16 protein-coding genes are annotated in these 19,322 nt (G+C 73.1%); 15 read left to right on the top strand and 1 reads right to left on the bottom strand.

Annotated elements, in window-relative coordinates:
- Nucleotides 1-85: 85 nt before the first annotated feature.
- From BLS99_RS08190 to BLS99_RS08160, 6 genes are all read left to right on the top strand, one after another.
- Nucleotides 86-1,003: an ABC transporter ATP-binding protein gene (locus BLS99_RS08190; RefSeq protein WP_091046651.1), complete on the top strand. Its 918-nt coding sequence runs from the start codon at nucleotides 86-88 to the stop codon at nucleotides 1,001-1,003.
- A complete protein-coding gene (locus BLS99_RS08185) occupies nucleotides 1,000-1,773 on the top strand; it encodes an ABC transporter permease (protein ID WP_091046649.1) in 774 nt (257 codons plus the stop codon). Before BLS99_RS08190 ends, BLS99_RS08185 begins: the two co-directional genes overlap by 4 nt.
- 305 nt (nucleotides 1,774-2,078) lie before the next feature.
- Nucleotides 2,079-2,438, top strand: coding sequence for an RNHCP domain-containing protein (locus tag BLS99_RS08180; RefSeq protein WP_091046645.1), 360 nt, complete (start codon nucleotides 2,079-2,081; stop codon nucleotides 2,436-2,438).
- Between the two features lie 13 nt (nucleotides 2,439-2,451).
- A complete protein-coding gene (locus BLS99_RS08175) occupies nucleotides 2,452-2,868 on the top strand; it encodes an RNHCP domain-containing protein (RefSeq protein ID WP_091046641.1) in 417 nt (138 codons plus the stop codon).
- 722 nt (nucleotides 2,869-3,590) lie between these two features.
- Nucleotides 3,591-4,286 (top strand): YcnI family copper-binding membrane protein, encoded by a 696-nt coding sequence (locus BLS99_RS26125; protein WP_091046634.1) that lies wholly within the window; start codon nucleotides 3,591-3,593, stop codon nucleotides 4,284-4,286.
- Entirely contained in the window at nucleotides 4,283-5,938 is a 1,656-nt protein-coding gene (locus tag BLS99_RS08160) for a copper resistance CopC/CopD family protein (protein WP_091046630.1), read from the top strand. The genes BLS99_RS26125 and BLS99_RS08160 overlap by 4 nt, the downstream gene beginning before the upstream one ends.
- A gap of 28 nt (nucleotides 5,939-5,966) precedes the next feature.
- Here BLS99_RS08160 and BLS99_RS08155 read toward each other — a convergent pair whose 3' ends face one another.
- On the bottom strand, nucleotides 5,967-7,724 hold the full coding sequence (locus BLS99_RS08155) for a glycoside hydrolase family 35 protein (protein ID WP_091046626.1): 1,758 nt from the start codon (nucleotides 7,722-7,724) through the stop codon (nucleotides 5,967-5,969).
- 166 nt (nucleotides 7,725-7,890) lie between these two features.
- On the opposite strand from BLS99_RS08155, the gene BLS99_RS08150 reads away from it, so the two are divergent.
- From BLS99_RS08150 to BLS99_RS08110, 9 genes are all read left to right on the top strand, one after another.
- Nucleotides 7,891-8,907, top strand: coding sequence for a LacI family DNA-binding transcriptional regulator (locus tag BLS99_RS08150; RefSeq protein WP_091046623.1), 1,017 nt, complete (start codon nucleotides 7,891-7,893; stop codon nucleotides 8,905-8,907).
- A gap of 152 nt (nucleotides 8,908-9,059) precedes the next feature.
- A complete protein-coding gene (locus BLS99_RS08145; RefSeq protein WP_091046620.1) occupies nucleotides 9,060-9,941 on the top strand; it encodes an ROK family protein in 882 nt (293 codons plus the stop codon).
- Between the two features lie 10 nt (nucleotides 9,942-9,951).
- Nucleotides 9,952-11,775 carry a class I mannose-6-phosphate isomerase gene (locus BLS99_RS08140; protein ID WP_091046617.1) on the top strand — a complete coding sequence of 608 codons (1,824 nt, stop codon included), beginning with the start codon at nucleotides 9,952-9,954 and terminating at the stop codon, nucleotides 11,773-11,775.
- 31 nt (nucleotides 11,776-11,806) lie between these two features.
- Nucleotides 11,807-13,069, top strand: coding sequence for an ABC transporter substrate-binding protein (locus tag BLS99_RS08135; RefSeq protein WP_091046613.1), 1,263 nt, complete (start codon nucleotides 11,807-11,809; stop codon nucleotides 13,067-13,069).
- 7 nt (nucleotides 13,070-13,076) lie between these two features.
- Nucleotides 13,077-13,979 carry a carbohydrate ABC transporter permease gene (locus BLS99_RS08130; RefSeq protein ID WP_091046609.1) on the top strand — a complete coding sequence of 301 codons (903 nt, stop codon included), beginning with the start codon at nucleotides 13,077-13,079 and terminating at the stop codon, nucleotides 13,977-13,979.
- A gap of 2 nt (nucleotides 13,980-13,981) precedes the next feature.
- Nucleotides 13,982-14,809 carry a carbohydrate ABC transporter permease gene (locus tag BLS99_RS08125; protein ID WP_091046606.1) on the top strand — a complete coding sequence of 276 codons (828 nt, stop codon included), beginning with the start codon at nucleotides 13,982-13,984 and terminating at the stop codon, nucleotides 14,807-14,809.
- A gap of 7 nt (nucleotides 14,810-14,816) precedes the next feature.
- On the top strand, nucleotides 14,817-16,958 hold the full coding sequence (locus BLS99_RS08120; protein WP_091046604.1) for a glucosidase family protein: 2,142 nt from the start codon (nucleotides 14,817-14,819) through the stop codon (nucleotides 16,956-16,958).
- Complete coding sequence (locus BLS99_RS08115; protein ID WP_091046601.1) at nucleotides 16,955-18,124, top strand: GDSL-type esterase/lipase family protein; 1,170 nt, start codon at nucleotides 16,955-16,957, stop codon at nucleotides 18,122-18,124. The genes BLS99_RS08120 and BLS99_RS08115 overlap by 4 nt, the downstream gene beginning before the upstream one ends.
- Nucleotides 18,121-19,242 carry a DUF4185 domain-containing protein gene (locus BLS99_RS08110; RefSeq protein WP_091046597.1) on the top strand — a complete coding sequence of 374 codons (1,122 nt, stop codon included), beginning with the start codon at nucleotides 18,121-18,123 and terminating at the stop codon, nucleotides 19,240-19,242. The genes BLS99_RS08115 and BLS99_RS08110 overlap by 4 nt, the downstream gene beginning before the upstream one ends.
- Nucleotides 19,243-19,322 lie beyond the last annotated feature (80 nt).

Below are 19,322 nucleotides of genomic sequence, written 5' to 3'. Positions count from 1 at the left end.
CCCCGCCGTCCATGACCTCTCGCACGCGCGCCGGACGCTCCCGCGCGCCTAGCGTTCGAGAGGACACCGGAACCGGGAGGACGCCATGGCCGCCATCGAAGTGCAGGGCCTGCACAAGCGCTACAAGGCGACCGTCGCCGTCGAGGACGTCAGCCTCACCGTCGAGGACGGCGAGATCTACGGCGTCCTCGGCCGCAACGGCGCGGGGAAGTCCACCACCGTCGAGGCCGTCGCCGGCCTGCGGCGCCCCGACCGCGGCCGCATCCGCGTCTTCGGCCTCGACCCCCGCCGCGACCGCAGGCGCCTGCGCCAGGTCCTCGGCGTCCAGCTCCAGGACGCCGCGCTCCACTCCGCCCTCACCGTCACCGAACTCGTGCGCCTCTACCGGTCCTTCTACCGCGACGGCGCCGACCCCGACGAGCTCATCGACCGCGTCGGCCTCGCCGAGCGGCGCCGCACCCGCTTCGAACGCCTCTCCGGCGGCGAGCAGCAGCGCCTCAACATCGCCCTCGCCCTCGCCGGACGACCCCGCGCCGTCATCCTCGACGAGCTCACCACCGGCCTCGACCCCGAGGCCCGCCGCCAGATGTGGGCCACCGTCGAGGAGCTGCGCGACGGCGGCGTCACCGTCGTCCTCGTCAGCCACCACATGGAGGAGGTCGAGCGCCTCTGCGACCGCGTGGCCCTCATCGAGCGCGGCCGGGTCGCCGCCGTCGACACCCCCGACGGGCTCGTCGCCCGCGCCGGCCTCGAACAGGTCGTGCGCTTCCGCACCGCCGCGCCCTTCGACCCCGCCGTGCTCGACCGGGTCCCCGAGGTCCGCTCGGTCGGCACCGAGGACGGCCTCGTCACCGCCACCGGCGGCGGGAACCTCCTCCACGCCGTCAGCACCGCCCTCGTCAGGGCCGACGTGACCGCCCTCGACACCCGCTTCGAGCGCGCCACCCTCGAAGACGCCTTCCTCGCCCTCACCGGCAGCCCCTTCGACAGGAGCGGACGATGACCACCGCCGACACCCTCCCCGCCCGCCGCCCCGGCCCCCGCGCCTGGCTCGCCCTCATCGCCGCCGAGGCCCGCATGGTCGCCCGTGACACCGCCGGGCTCGTCATCCCCCTCGGCCTGCCGCTGCTCATCCTCGTCATGAACGGCCTCGGCACCGCCGACACCGCGGTCGTCGACGGCGTCAACGTCTTCGAGCGGTACGTCCTGCCCCTGGTGCTCGTCATCGTCATCGCCACCGTCGGGGTCGTGAACATGCCGAGCTTCCTCGCCTACTACCGCAAGGCCCACCTGCTGCGCCGCCTCGCCGTCACCCCCGCGCACCCCGGGATGATCCTCACCGCGCAGCTCGCCGTCAGCGCCGCCCAGTCCGCGGTCGGGGTCGCCCTCGGGGTCGGCGCGGCTATGACTCTCTTCGGCGTCGGCCTCCCCGCCCGCCCCTGGACCGCCCTCGGGGTCTTCGCCCTCGCGGCGCTGGCGATGTACGCGATCGGGATGCTCGTGGCCGCCCTCGCCCCCACCGGCAACGCCGCCGCCGCGATCGGCCTGGTGCTGTTCTTCGCGCTCGGCGCCACCGGCGGCATGTTCGGGTCGACCGACTCGCTGCCGCGCCCGCTCGCGGCGGTGGGGGAGGCCCTGCCGTTCGGGGCGGCGGTCCAGGCGGTCGGCCGCGCCTGGTCGGGCCTGCCGCAGGAGCCCGGCCACCTGATCGCGCTCGCGGTCGCCGTGCTGGTCAGCTCGGCGCTGGCGGTGCGGTGCTTCCGCTGGGAGTGAGCGGTCAGGGCCACCCGGCGACACTGTCCGGCACCGGACGGTGCGGCCCCGCCCGCCCTCGGATAAATTCGTTGACAGGACCCGACCGCGTTTCCTACCGTGGTCGGGTCCGCTCCCGTGCGGGCACCGATCGGGCGTCCGCCCTGGAGAGAAGTGTCTATGACCCGGTACGCGCCGAGCGCGCCTCGCAGCCTCGCCTGAGCGTCCACCCGCCGCGCACCCGCGCGGCACCGGACGCACGCGTCCTCCGACCAGCCGCTCGGCCTGCTCTTGCTGCCACTGCAACCTCCAGCAAGGAGCTCCGGGTGTCCAACACCAGCAACACGCTCAAGATCAACACCTTCACCTGCGCTTGGTGCGGCCTGACCGCCACCAAGTCGACCACCGACGGCGCCCTGCGCGACCACTGCCCGTCCTGCCTGCACTCCCAGCACGTCACCGACCAAGTCGAGGGCGGCCCGAGCGAGTGCCACGGGCGGATGAGCCCGATCGCCATCGCGGTACTCCGCACCGGCGACTGGATGCTCGTCCACCGCTGCGTGCGCTGCGACGAGCTCACCTCGAACCCGGTGTGCGCCGACGACAACCAGCTCATCCTCATGCGCATGGCCGTGCGCCCGCTCGCGCAGCCGCCGTTCCCGCTCGAAGCGCTCGGCAGTCTGTAGAGGGGGGTCCGACATGCCACGAAGGACCCGGCCCCGCGCCCAGGACCAGCGCCGCCAGCGGCACAAGGACGTCCTGCACGACCAGGGCCGCCGCGCGAACGACTTCCGCTGCGTCGGATGCCGCCTCGACGTGTCCGTGGACGCGCCGGGGACCGCGCACCGGAACCACTGCCCGCAGTGCCTCGCGAGCCTCCACGTCGACCGCCGCATCCCCGGCGACCGCGCGTCGGAGTGCCGCGGGCGCATGGAGGCCCTGGCGGTCTTCACCAGGCCCGACGGGGAGTGGATGATCGTCCACCAGTGCCTGTCCTGCGACGAGCTCAGCTCCAACCGCATCGCGGGCGACGACAACGCGCTCGCCCTGGTGCGGCTGGCGCTGCGACCGCTCCAGGACACGGACCGGGCGAGCCGGACGCTGATCAACCTCTGACCCCGGCCGGGGGCGTGCCCGCCCCCGGCCGGGACGGCCCCGGGCGCTCCCGCACGGGAGCGCGCTCCTCGCACCGTGCCGCCTTTTGAGATGTCTTATTGATATTTGTCGATCTTCTGGGATGATCGACCCGTGCACAAGCGGGACATGACGATCCGGGCCGCCAAGGCCGCCGGGTTCGCGCTCGTGTGCGCGCCCGTCGCGGCCGGGGCCCACGTGCTCGCCGGCGGCACGATCGCCCTCGAACCGGTCGCCCTGGCCGCCCTCCCGATCATCGCCACCGCGCACCTCTTCGCGCAGCGCGGCCCCCGCAGGGCCGCATGGCTCTTCAGCGTCTTCACCGTCGCCCAGGCCGCCCTCCACAGCCTCTTCGCGCAGACCTCCGCCCACGCCGCCCACGGCGGGCGCGAAGCCGCGGCCATGACCCTGCTCCACCTCGGCGCCGCGGTCGCCGCCGTCCTCTGGACCACCCGCCTCGAACCGGCCCTCCCGCGCCTGCGCGCCCGCCTCGCCGCTGCCCTCGGCCGGCTGTTCGCACGCCTGCGCCTCCCCGAGCCCTCGACACCGCCCGTCGCGAACGCACCGGCGCCGCGACCGGCCGAAGCGCCGCGACCGCAGTGGACGGCCGGCTCGATCGCGGTCCGGGGACCGCCGCGGCCCCGCCGCACCGCACCCCCCGTCCACCCCCGCACCGCGGGCCTCCCCAGAAAGCCGCTTCCACCATGCCTTCCCAGCACCTCCGGCGCGCCCTCGCGCGCGCCGCCGTCCTCAGCGCCGCCGCCACCGCCGCCGTCTCCCTGGCCGCACCCGCCACCGCGCACGTCACCGTCAGCACCCCCAGCGCCGTCGCCGGCGCCTACACGCTCCTCACCGTCAGCGTCCCCCACGGCTGCGACGGCGAGGCCACCACAGCCGTCGCCGTCCAGATCCCCGAACCGATCAACGCCGTCACCCCCACCGTCAACCCGAACTGGGAGGTCGAGAAGGTCATGACCGACCTGCCCGCACCCGTGGTCGACGCCCACGGCAACGAGGTCACCGAACGCGTCGACCAGGTCGTCTACACCGCGCACCACCCCCTCCCCGACGACCTCCGCGACGCCTTCGAACTCTCGCTGCGCCTCCCCGAGGAGACCGCCGGCCAGACCCTCCACTTCCCGGTCGTCCAGACCTGCACCACCACCGAGCACCCCTGGATCGAGATCGCCGCCGAAGGCCAGGACCCCGACGAACTCGCCTCGCCCGCACCGTTCATCGAGGTCGCCGCCCCCGGAGCCGGACTCGAACCCGCCGCCGCGACCGCCGGCGAGGACACCGAGGGCGGCACCGACCCCGTCGTCTACGTCGCGCTCGCGGTGGGCATGCTCGGCGCCGGCCTCGGCGCCTTCGGACTCCTGAGAGGACGACGCGAGGCGTGACCGCCCACCACCGCCGACTGCCGGGGCGGGCCGCCGCGCTCGCCCTGGCGCTCCTCCTTGCCCTCGCGCCCGCCCGCGCCGCCTCCGCGCACGCCGCGCTCCTCGCGACCGACCCCGTCGACGGCGCCGTCCTCGCCGCGGCCCCCGACGCGATCACCCTGAGCTTCAACGAACCCGTGCAACCCGTCGCGGACTCCACCCGCCTCATCGACGCGAACGGCGGCGACCACGCCACCGACGTCACCGCCCGCGACCAGGACGTGGTCGTCGACCTCCCCGACGACCTCCCCGACGGCGCCTACTACCTGAACTGGCGCGTCGTCTCCGCCGACGCCCACCCCATCGCGGGCGTCCTCGCCTTCACGATCGGCAGCGCGCAGCCCGGCACCGCGCCCGCGCCGATCGACCCGCCCGCCGAGATCCCCGACTGGGCCCCCGCGAGCGCCGCCGCACTCCACTACCTCGGCCTGCTCGTCTTCGCGGGCTACCTCTGCTTCCGGACCGCCATCGCCCGCGACGCCTGGCCCGCCCGCCCCCGCGGCCGCCTCCTCCGCGCCGGCGCGACAGCGGCGATCCTCGGCGCCGCCCTCGCCGTCCCCCTGGGCGCCTTGGAGATCGCCGGACTCCCGCTCGGCGACGCCTTCGAAGTCGGCGCCTGGGCCGGATCGGCCACCGGCGCCTCCCTCACCGTCCTCGCGCTCACCGCGACCGGCGTCGGCGGCGCTTACGCCGTCCGCAACCGGCATCCCCGGACCGCCCTGGCCCTCGCACTTCTCGCCGTCGCCGCACCCGCGCTCGCCGGACACTCCATCGCGTTCGGCGTGCAGTGGATCATGATCGGCGCCGACACCGTCCACCTCGCCACCGCCGCGCTCTGGGCCGGGGGGCTGGCCGGCCTCCTCGTCATGCTCGCCCACCGCCGCCGCCCCGGCGAGGCCGCGGGCTCCGCCCTCGCCGTCGCGCGCTTCTCCGCCTGCGCGGGCTGGAGCGTCGCGCTCCTCGCCTCGAGCGGCCTCGTCATGGCCCTCTCCATCCACCGCGAATGGGACGCGTTCACCGGATCCGACCACGGCCGGACCCTCGTCGCCAAGCTCGCTTTGGTGGCCCTCGCCCTCGCGCTGGCGGGCTGGAACCGGTTCCGCCTCGTCCCCGTCGTCACCGCGGCGGCCGCCTCGGGCCTGCCGCGCCTGCGCCGCATCCTCACCGTCGAGGCCGCCGCCGTGGCCGCGGCCGCGGTCCTCACCGGCCTGCTCGTGAACGCGAGCCCGACCGTCCCCGTGGAGGAGCCGGCGCCCGCGCCGCTCCCCACCGGCGGCGTCGTCACCGTCGACGGAGCCCTCGGCGAGGGCACCTTCACCGCGAACCTCGCCCCGGGCCTGACGGGGGAGAACATGCTCATGCTCACCCTGACCGACGCGGCCGGGCTCCCGCTCGTGCCGCTGGAGCCGCCCGTGGTCACCGCCGTCCTGCCCGCCGAGGACTTCGGGCCTGTCACCGCCGAGATCCACGAGTTCGCGCCCGGCCAGTACCACTGCGCGATGGACCTGCCGCTCGCCGGCGCCTGGGAGGTCACCGTCCAGGCCCGCACCACCGAGTTCGACGCCCCGGCGACCACGATCACCGTGGACATCGGACCCGCCACCGCGGACTGAGGCCGACCGCGGACGGCGCCGCCGAGCGCTAGAACTCCAGCGGGCCCAGGTCCGGTGCGGCGACGAACCGCAGGACCGCCTCGGGGGCGCCGTCGAGTTCGAGCAGCACCGCCTCGTTGCGGCCCGGCCGCAGGACCGGGCCCGGGACGTACAGGGTGCGCTGCGGGCCGCGAGACCAGTAGCGGCCCAGGCAGAACCCGTTGATCCAGGCGATGCCCTTGCCGAGCGCGGCGGTGTCGAGGAACCGGTCCGCGGCGGTCTCGGCCTCGGCCTCGACCTCGAAGACGGCGCGCGCGAACACCAGCCCAGGCAGCGCCGGTCCGGCCCCGACCGCGTCCTGCGCGAGCGCGAGCAGGTCGCCCTCGCCGATCGCCCGGGTCGTCCAGCCCGTCAGCGCCTTCCCGTCGAGGCGTACGCCGCCGACGAGGCCCTTGTCCTCGCCCAGGCGCGGCCCGTAGTTCACCCGGCCCTGGTTCTCCACCAGCAGCCGCAGGGACGCCGCCACCGCCGGGATCGCGATCGCGCGCTGGTGCAGCTCCCGTGAGAGCACCCCCACGGTGACGCCGTCGACCACCACGTGGACCCGGTCGCGGACCTCGCCGATGGTGAGCACGCCGGCCTCGGCCGCGAACGCCTTCTCGTGCAGCAGGAACGCCGCGTCGTGCCGCGCCTCGGCGAAGCCCGGGACCTCCACTGTGGCCAGTTCCGGCAGCGAGCGGGCGGCGTCGAGGAGCGCGCCGGCCCGAAGCAGCGGGGCCTCGCCGGTCGGCGCGGGCGCGGGCGGGTCCGGGACCTCCGCGGGCAGGTCGGTGTACCGGCCCAGGACCTCGCGGAACGCCCAGTACTTCGCGGTCGGGCGCCCGGCCTCGTCCAGCGGGGCGTCGTAGTCGTAGCTGGTGGTGATGGGCAGGTAGGTGCCCTTGTCGTTGGCGCCGCTGGTGAGTCCGAAGTTGGTGCCGCCGTGGAACATGTAGAGGTTCACCGAGGCGCCGCGGCCCAGGAGCACGTCGAGGTCGGCGGCGGCCTCGTCGGCCCGCGTCGTGTGGTGGTGGGTGCCCCAGGAGTCGAACCAGCCGTCCCAGTACTCCGAGGACATGAGCGGCCCGGTCGGCTGGTGCTCGCGCAGCACGTCCAGGCGCGCGTCCGAGCGCGACCCGAAGGACGCCGTCATGTGGAGCCCGGGCGCGGAGCCGCGCTTGAGCATCCACGGCTCCGGCTGGTCCACCGTGGTCAGCGGCACGGTGATCCCGTTGGCGCGGAACATGCCCGTCAGCGTCTCGATGTACTCGGTGTCGTCGCCGTAGGCGCCGTACTCGTTCTCGACCTGCATGAGGATCACCGGCCCGCCCGCGTCGACCTGGAGCGGGGCCACGACCGCGCACACGCGCGCCAGGTACGACTCGATCGCGGCGAGGAACCGCGGCTCGCCGCGGCGCACGCCCACCTCCGGGTCGGCGAACAGCCACGCGGGCAGGCCCCCGTTGTCGAACTCGGCGCAGATGTACGGGCCGGGGCGCACGATCGCGTGCATGCCCTCGGCGGCCACGGCCTCCAGGAACCGGCGCAGGTCCAGGCGCCCCTCCTCGGTCCACGAGCCGGGCTCGACCTCGTGGAGGTTCCACGGCACGTACGTCTCGACGGTGTTCAGGCCCATGAGCCGCGCCTTGCGGATGCGGTCGGTCCAGTGGTCGGGGTGGACGCGGAAGTAGTGGATCGCGCCCGAGAGCACGCGGCGGGGCTCGCCGTCGAGCAGGAAGTCGTGCTCGCCGATCGCGAAGCGGCTCATGCGCTGGTCCTTCGTTCGGGGTAATTATGTCCATTGGAAAAAGTACCCGGCCCGAGGACCCCGGCGCCATGCCGCCCCTCGCGCCGTGAGGTGGCCCCCTTCCGGGGGGCCGCCGCGCGCCCGGCGGTTCGCATAGGATTGGCGCACTACGCGTGGAAGGGCGGGCATGTCGACGGTTCGAGGTGCGCGGCAGCCGACGATCAAAGAGGTCGCCAGTCGAGCCGGGGTGAGTCCGATGACCGTCTCGCGCACCCTCGCCGGCGGCCGGAACGTGCGCCCGGACGTGCAGGAGCGCGTCATGGCGGCGGTCCGCGAACTCGGCTACTATCGCAACGAGAACGCCCGCAGCCTGCGCCCGGGCCAGCCCAGCGGCCTCGTCGGCGTCGCGATCACCAACCTCGCCAACCCCTACTACGGGAACTTCGCGCTGGGGGTCGAGGAGGTCGCCGCCGAGCACGGGCGGCGGATCATCCTCGGCAACTCCGGGGAGGACGACGCGCGGGAGCGCCAGCTCGTCAGCGACTTCATCGGCCGCCAGGTCGACGGGCTGATCCTGGTCCCGACCAGCGGCGACGCCGCGCACCTGCGGCCCGAGCGCCTCGGCGACGTGCCGCTGGTGCTCGCCTCGCGGCGCGTCCCGGGCCTCGACGTCGACACGGTCCTCCTCGACGACGTCGGCGGCGCCTACCGCGGCACCGTCTCCCTCCTCGACGCCGGGCACACCCGCATCGGGTTCCTGGGCAACCGCAGCTCCGTGTTCACCGGCGAGCGCCGCTACCGCGGCTACGAGCGGGCGATGACCGAGCGCGGCGTCGCGGTCGACCCGGCGATCGTCGCCCGCGACCAGCAGGACGTGGACGCCGCGAGCCGCGCCGCCAGGGCCATGTTCGACCTCGCCGAGCCCCCCACGGCGATCTTCAGCGCCAACAACCGGAACACGATCGGCGCCATGCGCGAGATCGGGCGGCGCATCCGCGACGGCGTCCCCGGGCCGCGCCCGGCCGTCGTCAGCTTCGACGACTTCGAGCTCTCCGAGCTCATGCCGGTGCCGGTGACGGTGATCGACCACGACGCCCGGCTGCTCGGCCGCGAGGCCGCCACGCTGCTGTTCTCCCGCCTCGACGGCTCCGCCGAGGACCGGGCGCGGACCGTGGAGCTGCCGGTCACCATCGAATTCCCCTGACGACACACCCGCCCCTTGCGACCGGGTTGCAATCCGGCGCGCTATGTTGGTAACGTTACCAACCGCAGGACCGCCCCGAGGCGGCCCCGCGATCCACACGAGGCCGGGCCACCACCACGCCGGGCCGTCAACAGACCAGGAGGCAGCGGGCGATGGAGCTCTGCATCGACTTCGGCGGTTCCGAGATCAAGCTCGGCGTCGTCGACAGGGGCGAGCCCGTCCGCACCGCCACCGTCCCCGTCGGCGACGGCGACCTCGAAGCGGCCGCGGCCGCCGCGAGGGCCCTCGCCGCCGATCACTCCCCGGTCGCGGCCGGCATCGCGGTCCCCGGCGTGGTCGACCGCGCCGCCGGCCGCCTGGTCAAGGCCCACGACAAGCACCCGCGCCTCGACGGCCTCGACCTCGTCGCCTGGGCCCGCGAGTCCTTCGGCCTCCCCGCCGTCGTCGAGAACGACGCCCGCGCCGCCCTCGTCGGCGAGACCACCACCGGCTCCGCGGCGGGCGCCCGAGACGCCGTCCTCATGACCCTCGGCACCGGCATCGGCACCGCCGCCCTCATGGACGGCGTCCTCCTGCGCGGCGCCCACGACCACGCCGGCATCCTCGGCGGCCACCTCACCGTCGACCTCGACGCGCCCCTGTGCAACTGCGGCAACACCGGCTGCGCCGAGTCCATCGCCGGGGCCTGGGCCCTGCGCCGCGACCTCGCCGCCCGCGGCGACGCCGTCACCGACGTCCGCGAGATGTTCGCGGCCGCCGCCACCGGGGACACCACCGCCGCCGCGCTCCGCGACCGCGCGATCCGCGCCTGGGGCGCCACCGCCGTCTCCCTCTGCCACGCCTACGACCCCGACGTCGTCGTCCTCTCCGGCGGCATCATGCGCGCCGGCGACGGCGTCGCCGCCCCCGTCGCCGCCTACGTCCGCGAGCACCTGTGGACCAGCTCGCACCGCCCCTCCTTCACCGTCCCCGACCGACCCGACCTCTCCGTGCTCCGAGGACTCGCCGTCCTCGCCGCCGGAGCCCATTCCTGAAGGAGCGCACGTGCCAACCGCCAGTCCGTCCGAACCGATCGGCCGCTACGAGAAGCAGCCGACCGTGCCGCTGCCGGCCGACGCCCGCGTCCTCACCGGCGACAGGGCCTGGAACGCGGCCGCCGAGACCGCCGTCGCCCGCGCCGCCGGGCGCGCCCCGCTGCTCGTCGTCGACGCCTACCCCGGCGCCGACCTCCCGCGCCTCGCCGACGCCCTCACCGACGCGCTCCCCGACTGGACGATCGTCGACGTCGAGGACGCCGCCGCGCTCCCCGCCGAGGTCCTCGACGCCCGCTTCGCCGACAACCTCACCGACGACCGCGTCTTCGGCGTCCTCTCCCACGCTAATGTCGACGCCTTCTACGACCCCGAGCGCCTCGCCAAGCTCGCCGTCGAGGTCGACGGCGACGACCGGCCCGTGGTCCTCCTCGGCTGGGGTGCCGACCTCGTCGCCCGCCGCACCGGCGCCCCCTACGCGCTCGTCCTCGCCGACATGGCCCGCTGGGAGATCCAGCTGCGCCAGCGCGACGGCGCCCCCAACTGGCGCGCCGCCAACCCCGCCGAGGACCGCCTCCGCAAGTACAAGCGCGGCTTCTTCGTCGAGTGGCGCGCCGCCGACCGCCACAAGCGCACCATGTTCGACCGCGTCGACTTCGTCCTCGACGCCAACGCGATCGGCGCCGCCGCCCCCACCGGCCGCGCGGCCGGCATGGTCGCCGGCGACGCGTTCCGCACCGCGATCGCCAACGCCGCCCGCGCCCCCTTCCGGGTCGTCCCCTTCTTCGACCCCGGCGTCTGGGGCGGCCAGTGGATGAAGGAGAAGCTCGACCTCGACCCCGCGCAGCCCAACTACGCGTGGTGCTTCGACTGCGTCCCCGAGGAGAACTCGCTCCTGCTGGAGGACGCCGACGGCGCGATCGTCGAGATCCCCTCCCTCGACCTCGTCCTCACCCAGCCCAAGGCCCTGCTCGGGGAGCGGACCTACGCGCGCTTCGGCGCCGAGTTCCCCATCCGCTTCGACTTCCTCGACACCATGGAGGGCGGCAACCTCTCCCTCCAGGTGCACCCGCTCACCGACTACATCCAGCAGACCTTCGGCATGGCCTACACCCAGGACGAGTCGTACTACATGCTCGACGCCGGCGACGACGCCAAGGTCTTCCTCGGCTTCAAGGACGGCATCGACCGGGACGCCATGATGGCCGACCTGCGCGCCGCCGAGGACGGCGAGCGGCCCTTCGACGCCGAGAAGTACGTCAACGCCTTCCCCGCCAAGAAGCACGACCACTTCCTCATCCCCGCCGGCACCGTCCACTCCTCCGGCGCGAACTCCATGGTCCTGGAGATCTCCGCGACCCCGTTCATCTTCACCTTCAAGCTCTGGGACTGGGGCCGCGTCGGCCTCGACGGCGTCCCCCGCCCCGTCCACCTCGACCACGGCGAGCGCAACCTCGCCTGGGAACGCGATACCGCGTGGACCGAGGCCAACCTGGTCGACCAGGCCCGGGTCGTCTCGCGCGAGGGCGACACCCTCGAAGAGCGCACCGGCCTCCACGAACTCGAGTTCATCGAGGTCCGCCGCCACTGGTTCGCCGACGAGGTCCGCCACGACACCGAGGGCACCGTCAACGTCCTCAACCTCGTGGAGGGCGACGAGGCCGAGGTCGCCAGCCCCACCGGCGCGTTCGCGCCCTACACCGTCCACTACGCCGAGACGTTCATCGTCCCGGCCGCCGTGGGCCCCTATCTGATCCGGCGTTCGGCGCGTTCTCGCGCCGAGCGGTTCGGAACCGTGAAAGCCTCGGTCCGCGGCACCCGCACCGGCGAGGCATAGCCCAGACCCCTTGAGAACAAAGGAGTTCGACATGAGATCCCCGAGGATCCCCCTCACCATCGCGGCCGCCGCCGCGGCGAGCCTGGTGCTCGCCTCCTGCGGCGGCGGCGCGGAGGACGACGGCGCCACCACCGGCACCCTCGACTTCTACACCAACAAGGCCGCGTGGGAGCCCGACTTCGATGAGCTCAACGCCACGAGCGAGTCCGGCGCCGACATCACCCTGGACACCACGGGGTACTCCGACGCCGCCCAGTACGACGCGTTCATCAAGCAGTCCTTCCGCACCGACAAGAGCCCCGGCCTGTTCACCTGGCAGACCGGGCCCTCGCTCAACGAGCTCGTCGAAGAGGACCTGATCGCCCAGACCACCGACATCTGGACCAAGGCCGTCGACGAGGGCTGGGTCTCGCCCGACCTGCGCGACTCGTACACCATCGACGGCGAGCAGTACTGCGTCCCGATGAACATCGCCTACTGGGTCATGTACTACAACAAGGCGATCTTCGACGAGCAGGGCATCGCCGAGCCGACCACCTGGGCCGAACTCGACGCCGCCGCCGCGCAGCTCGCCGACGCCGGCATCACGCCGTACTACCAGACCAGCACGCTGTTCACGTTCCAGTGGTTCCAGCAGCTCGTCGCCGGCACCGACCCCGAGCTGTACAACGGGCTCGCCACCGGGGAGGTCAAGTACACCGACCCGGAGATCGTCGACATCATGAACACCTGGCTCGACCAGGAGGAGGCCGGCTGGTTCTCCGACGCCGGCTCCACCGTCGACCCCGCCGTCGGCCTCAAGCAGGGCGACTACGCGATGATCAACTTCGGGTCGTTCTTCAACGGCTCCCTCGACGGCGCCGGCATGGTCTCCGGCGAGGACTACGACATGTTCGTGATCCCCGCGGTGAACGAGGGCCTGGAGAAGACCCCCGTCGCGGTCGAGTCCGGCCCGCTCTGCGTCGCCGAGAACTCCTCGCAGAAGTCCCTCGGCCTCGCCTACTCCGAGTGGTGGATGTCGCCCGAGGCGCAGACCGCCTGGAGCGCCGCCCGCGGCGACGTCGCGTTCAACCCGCAGGCCACCGTCGCCGACCCGATGCTCGAAGAGCTCGGCACCACCGTCACCGGCGAGGGCTACGAGCTCTACGACCGCTACTACGAGGCCACGCCCACGCCGATCCTCACCGTCGCGCTCGAGCAGTTCGGCGCCTTCATCGCCAACCCGTCCGACCCGGTGCCGTTCCTGGAGGCCATCCAGGCCGAGGCCGACGACTACTGGGCAGACCAGGAGTAGCACCCGCATGACCGACAAGACCCTCAGCCCGAAGGCCCTCCGGCAGCGCGACCAGTACCGCTGGTCGGCCCTGGGGTTCATCGCGCCCGGCGTGCTCATCGTGGCGGTGCTGCTGTACCTGCCGCTGCTGTGGACCACCTTCCTCAGCCTCACCGAGTACAACGGCCTGGGCGATCCCGAGTGGACCGGCCTCGCGAACTACGTCGAGATGTTCGACGACCCCGGCTTCATCGGCTCCGTGCTCAACACGCTGCTGTGGGTCGGGGGGACCCTGCTCGTGCCGGTGGGCATCGGGCTGGGGGTCGCCCTGCTCACCTGGAACCTCAAGGGCGGCACCTGGCTGCGCCTGCCGTTCCTGATCCCGTACGCCCTCTCGGGGATCGGGGTCGGCGTCATCTGGTCGTTCATCCTGTCCGGCGACGGCGCCCTCGACCAGGCGCTCGCCGCCTTCGGGATCGCCGACACGCCGCGTTGGCTCGTCGACGCCCCGCTCAACACGGTCGTGATGATCCTCGCGACCGCGTGGCAGGGCGTCGGCGTGAACGCCCTGCTGTTCACGATCGGCCTCCAGTCGATCCCGCGCGAGCCCCTGGAGGCGGCGCGGATGGACGGCGCGAACGGGATGCGGCTGTTCCGCAGCATCCTGTGGCCCATGCTGCGCCCGCTCACCGCGGTCGTGGTCGGCCTCTCGATCGTGGCCTCGCTGAAGACCTTCGACATCGTGCAGGGCATGACCAAGGGCGGTCCGGGGCGCGACTCCGAGACCCTCGCGCTGACGATGTACAAGGAGACCTTCGTGAACAGCGAGTACGGCCTGGGCTCGGCGATCGCCGTGTTCCTCACCGTCGTCACGCTCATCGCCTCCATCCTCTACCTGCGCCAGCAGCTCTCCAGCAAGCACGGGGTGTGACCATGTCGTTGAAGAAGACCGGACCGGCCCTGCGCACCGCCGTCCTCGCCGTCCTGGGCCTGATCTGGCTGCTGCCGGTGTACCTGCTGCTGGTCAACGCCGCGAAGTCCCCGGAGACGTTCACCACCAAGGAGTCGTGGGTGCCCACCGACTTCGCGCTGTTCGGGAACATCGCCGAGGCCCTGGAGCTGTCCGGCCTCGCCGAGAGCGCCGCCAGCACCCTCCTCTACGCGGTCGTCGCCCCCGCGATCGCCGTGCTCGTCGGCGCCGCCGCCGGGTTCGCGATCGTCGCGCTGCGCCTGAGGCACGGCTTCGCGTGGTTCGTCGCGATCTTCGGCGGCACCGTGTTCCCGCTCCAGATGATCCTGCTGCCGCTGTTCGACGCGTACTCGCGCACCGGGCTGTTCGACACCCAGGGCGGCATGATCGTCGTCTACACGGCGATCTCGATCCCGTTCTCGGCGTTCGTGATGCGCAACTTCTTCAGCGGCATCGCGCACAACGTGTTCGAGGCCGCCGTCATCGACGGCGCCTCGACCTGGCGGATCTTCGCCCGCGTCTACCTGCCGATGGCGTCGAGCGCGCTGGTGGCGATCTTCATCCTCCAGGCCACGTTCATCTGGAACGACTTCCTGCTCGGCCTGGTGCTCAGCCAGTCCGACACCGTGCGGCCCATCGTCACCAGCCTCGCGGGGATGCAGAGCACGTACGGCGGCGCGCAGATGTCGACCGTCCTCGCCGGCGGCCTGCTCGTCTCGCTGCCCACGGTGGTCCTGTTCCTGTTCACGCAGAAGTTCTTCGCCCGCGGCCTCGCCCTCGGGCAGTACTAGGAGTCCCATGCGCCACATCCCCACGGTGAACGACCTGGCCGCCGACCCGGTGTCGCACCACTACGACGACATGGTCGCGCCCAGCGGCCTGACGAACCTCCTCGGCACGGTGCGGGTCGACCACGACCTCACCGCCGTCAGCGCCGTCACCTTCCCGCCGGTCTCGCAGGGCCTCACCAGGACTGCGGCCTCCTTCGTGGACGGCCGCCTGGTGGAGTCCTACGGCGCCCCGATCACCCACGAGTGGCGCCCCGACCGGGTCCGCCGCTCGGTGTCCCTCCCGGGCCTCGACCTGGCCACCACCACCGTGTGCGCCCCAGGGGAGACCGGCGTCGCGATCGACGTGCGGGCCGCCAACACCGGCGAGGCGCCCCGCACGGTCGCCGTCACGCTCTCCCTCGCCGCGGGCGCCGCCCGCTCCACCGAGGCGTGGCTCGACGCCGTCGCCCCCGAGGAGCGCAACCGCGCCGCCACCGGTCCCTCCCGCCTGGTCTTCCGCAACGGCGCCGGCACCGCCTGGAGCGTCCAGGGCGTCGACACCGACGCCGAGGTCCGCCTCTCCGGGATCGCCCCCGCCGCGGGGGAGCACGAGGTCGGCATCGGCGGCATCGAGCGCGGCGGCGAGGTCACCGTGACCCTCGACCTCGCCCCGGGGGAGTCCGCCCGCTTCGGGTACGTCCACACCGTCGCCGCCACCGAGGCCGAGGCCGCCGCGGCGTTCGACCGCATCGCGGCCGACGTCCCCGGCGCCGTCGCTGACGCCGAGCGGTACTGGGACCACCAGCTCGCGGCGGCCTTCACCCCCGGCAACGACGAGTTCTCCGGGCACCTCCCGGTCCTGGAGACCGCCTCCGCGCCGCTGCGGCGCCTCTACTGGTGGGGCGTGCTCGGCACGATCTGGTTCCGCCGCGACTTCCAGGGCAACGTCCTGGGCCGCAGCTACGACACCCTCATGCCGAACTACTGGGCCACCACCACGTTCATCTGGGACTACAGCCTCTCCTCGATCACCCACGCGCTCCTCGACCCCGCGGTCATGCGCCGCCAGGTCGAGCACTGGATCGCCTCCGACATCCACACCCACTTCGGGACCTCCTCGCTCACCGGCGGGCCCGTCGGGCGCTGGTACTCCGTCAACGACTACGCGATGACCCGCCTGGTCCACGACTACCTCCGCTTCACCGGCGACACCGCGCTCCTGGACCGCATCCCGGGCGGCGACGCCGCGGCCCCGGGCGGCACCACCGTGGCCGAGCACCTCCAGGACTGGGCCCACGCCTGGCAGGGCCTGCGCGGGAACTCGCCGCTGGCCGACTACGGCGAGATCGACAACCTCCTCGAATGCGTCAGCTCCTACACCCACGAGGTCGCGAGCCTGAACGCCGCCAACGTGTGGAACCTGCGCACCGTCGCGGAGATCCTCACCGCCCGCGGCGACGCCGAAGGGGCCGCGGCCCTCGCCGCCGAGGCCGACGCGCTCGTCAAGGAGGTCGCCGACCTCTACGTGAGCGGCAGCGGCCACTTCGCCGCCCGCCAGCCCGACGGCACCCGCGTCCCGGTCCGCCACGTCTACGACTTCTCCGTCGTCGGCACCACGATCGCCGCCGACCTGGGGGAGGAGGTGCGCCGCGAGATGACCGCGTTCTTCGACCGCGAGCTGCGCACCGACGTGTGGCTCCGCTCGCTGTCCCCGTGGGACCCCGACGCGAGCTTCAGCCCCCGCCCCGACCACCAGTGGAACGGCGCCTACCCGGCGTGGCCCGCCGACGCGGCCCGCGCCCTCGTGGCCCTCGGGGAGCCGCAGGCCGCGATCGACTGGATCCCCGGCCTCGCCCGCTCCGCCAACCAGGGCCCGCCCGGCCAGGCCCACTTCACCGAAGAGGCGATGCCCGCGGTCAACGGCGGCGCCCGCAAGGCCCCGCCGCAGCTCCCGTACATCATCGACTGGGCCTGCTCCTCCGCCGGATCGTATGTGGCCCTGGTGATCGAGTCGTTCTTCGGGGTGGACCCGGTGGTCGGCTCCACCGAGCTCGACACGGCGAAGGCGTGCATCGCCGCCCTCGACCCGGACGCGGTCCTGCGCGGTCTGCGCCTGGGCGACCGGCTCGTTGACGTGCACGCCGACGGCACGGTGGTCGACGCCGCATGACGCTGCAGCGCATCGCGATCGACCCGGCGATGGTGCGCGGCGCGGTGGAGCTGGAGGCGACCGGCCGCGGCCTCCTCCCGCACCGCCTGCCGCGCTGGGCCCGCCGCCAGATCCCCGACCGCTTCATGGTGCAGACCAGTGCCGAGAGCACGGGCGTGCGCCTGGCCCTGCGCACGGCGGCCGACGTCATCGAGCTCGACGTGCAGGCCCGGCGCATCGCCGCCGACGCCGAGACGCCGTTCCCGCCGAGCACCTACGAGCTGACCGAGGCGGGCGCGGTGGCGGCCGTCGCGACCGCGGTCGCGGGCTCCCGCTTCGTGTTCACCTTCGAACGGCCCGAGGGGGAGATCGTCCCCGGCCCCGACGCGACGGTCCGCTTCACGGGCCTCGCCAACGGCGCCGAACGCGACCTCGAACTCTGGCTGCCCTACCACGACGCGGTCGAACTCCTCGAACTCCGCGCCGACGCTCCCGTCGCGGCCCAGCCGGACACGGGGGCGCTCCGCTGGGTCCACCACGGCTCCAGCATCAGCCACGGCTACCGGGCCGAGACCACCACCGGCACCTGGCCGGCGGTCGCGGCCCTGCGCGCCGGCGTCCACCTCACCAACCTCGCGTTCAGCGGCAACGCGATGCTCGACCCGTTCACCGCCAGGACCATCCGCGACACCCCCGCCGACCTCATCACTCTCAAGACCGGCATCAACCTCGTCAACGGCGACGTCATGCGCGTGCGCGCGTTCCGGCCCGCCGTCGACGGGTTCCTCGACACCATCCGCGAAGGCCACCCCGAGACGCCGATCGTCCTCGTCTCCCCGATCTGGTGCGAACCCGTCGAGACCAAGGCCGGACCCACGGTCCAGGACCCCGACCGCGCCGAGGAGTGGTCGGTCGCCGGGGGCACCGAAGCCGACGTGCGCGCCGGAAAGCTGTCCCTCCAGGTGATCCGGGCCGAGATCGCGGCCATCGTGGACCGCCGCCAGGACGACGACCACCGCCTCCACCACCTCGACGGCCTGACCCTCTACAGCGGCATCGACGCCGCCGCGTCACCGCTCCCCGACAACCTCCACCCCGGACCCGACGTCCAGCGCCTCATCGGCGAACGCTTCGCCGAGCGCGTCTTGACCGAGTTCACCCCCGAACTGCAAAGGAGCAGTACATGACCCACCGACCGACCAGCGTCGCCGCCGCCGTCCTCACCGGACTCGCGGTCGCCGCCGTCCCGACCGCCGCGCAGGCCGCCACCGCCTGCGAGCCGCAGATCGACGCGAGCGTCAACGAGGAGCTCACCGAGCGCTTCGGGACCTACGGCGACACCGCGGGCCGCTGGACCGGCGCCGACTCCGCCTACAGCGTCCCGCTGCCCGACGGCTCCACCGCCTGGCTGTACTCCGACACGTTCATGGGCGAGGTGAACGACGACCTCTCCCGGCCGATCGACTCCCCGTTGCTGCACAACTCGATCATCGTGGACGCCAGTGCCGTCGACGACGACCTCACCACCGTCACCGGCGGCACCGAGGCCGCCCCCGAGTCCCTCGTCAAGGTCCCCGGCGGCGACGAGATGCAGAACTGGTACTGGTTCGGCGACGGGACCGTCGAAGGAGACACCCTCCAGGTGATGCTCCTCGAGTTCGTCAAGACCGGCTCCGGCGTCTTCGACTTCGCCTTCGCGGGCAACGCCGTCGCCAGCTTCGACGCCGACACCATGGCGCTCACCGCGATCACCGACCTCCCCGAGTCCACCGTGAACTGGGGCTCGGCGATCTACGAGGACCCGAACGACGGCTACACCTACGTGTTCGGCGTCGAGGACAACCAGGCGCAGAAGTACGCCCACCTCGCCCGCGTGCCCTCCGGTGGCCTCGCCACCGCGCCGTGGGAGTACTTCGCGGACGGCACCTGGTCGGCCGACCCCGACGCCTCCGGCCGCATCCTCGAAGGCGTCTCCAACGAGTTCAGCGTCCAGCGCTACCAGGGGAAGTTCACGCTCGTCACCGGCGACGCCACCGAGGCGCTGAGCGCGAAGATCGTCATGTACCGCAGCGACGACCTCGAAGGCCCCTACACCGACAAGACCGTCCTCTACACGACCCCCGAGACCGGCGGGAACGTCTTCACCTACAACGCGAAGGCCCACCCGCAGCTCGGCGACGGCGACACGCTGGTCATCACCTACAACGTGAACAGCTTCGTGGGCGACGACCTGTACGCCGACGCGCACCTGTACCGCCCGCGCTACGTCGACGTCGACCTCGAGATCCCGGGCCGGCGCCGCTGATCGAAAGCGGGACCGCCCGGGCGACCCCCGGGCGGTCCCTCCCCCCGTGTCGCCCTGCGCCCCGCCCTCCCCTTTTCGGC

Origin of the sequence: Glycomyces sambucus (genome assembly GCF_900102815.1) — a bacterium.
Classification (GTDB): Bacteria; Actinomycetota; Actinomycetes; order Mycobacteriales; family Micromonosporaceae; genus Glycomyces; species Glycomyces sambucus.
This window is presented reverse-complemented; position numbering and strand designations above follow the sequence as displayed.

Coding starts and splice junctions, on each gene's coding strand:
- BLS99_RS08185 (WP_091046649.1), top strand. CDS start 1,000: ATGACCACCGCCGACACCCTCCCCGCCCGCCGCCCCGGCCCCCGCGCC.
- BLS99_RS08115 (WP_091046601.1), top strand. CDS start 16,955: ATGACGCTGCAGCGCATCGCGATCGACCCGGCGATGGTGCGCGGCGCG.
- BLS99_RS08135 (WP_091046613.1), top strand. CDS start 11,807: ATGAGATCCCCGAGGATCCCCCTCACCATCGCGGCCGCCGCCGCGGCG.
- BLS99_RS08190 (WP_091046651.1), top strand. CDS start 86: ATGGCCGCCATCGAAGTGCAGGGCCTGCACAAGCGCTACAAGGCGACC.
- BLS99_RS08175 (WP_091046641.1), top strand. CDS start 2,452: ATGCCACGAAGGACCCGGCCCCGCGCCCAGGACCAGCGCCGCCAGCGG.
- BLS99_RS08130 (WP_091046609.1), top strand. CDS start 13,077: ATGACCGACAAGACCCTCAGCCCGAAGGCCCTCCGGCAGCGCGACCAG.
- BLS99_RS08120 (WP_091046604.1), top strand. CDS start 14,817: ATGCGCCACATCCCCACGGTGAACGACCTGGCCGCCGACCCGGTGTCG.
- BLS99_RS08155 (WP_091046626.1), bottom strand. CDS start 7,724: ATGAGCCGCTTCGCGATCGGCGAGCACGACTTCCTGCTCGACGGCGAG.
- BLS99_RS08150 (WP_091046623.1), top strand. CDS start 7,891: ATGTCGACGGTTCGAGGTGCGCGGCAGCCGACGATCAAAGAGGTCGCC.
- BLS99_RS08125 (WP_091046606.1), top strand. CDS start 13,982: ATGTCGTTGAAGAAGACCGGACCGGCCCTGCGCACCGCCGTCCTCGCC.
- BLS99_RS26125 (WP_091046634.1), top strand. CDS start 3,591: ATGCCTTCCCAGCACCTCCGGCGCGCCCTCGCGCGCGCCGCCGTCCTC.
- BLS99_RS08110 (WP_091046597.1), top strand. CDS start 18,121: ATGACCCACCGACCGACCAGCGTCGCCGCCGCCGTCCTCACCGGACTC.
- BLS99_RS08145 (WP_091046620.1), top strand. CDS start 9,060: ATGGAGCTCTGCATCGACTTCGGCGGTTCCGAGATCAAGCTCGGCGTC.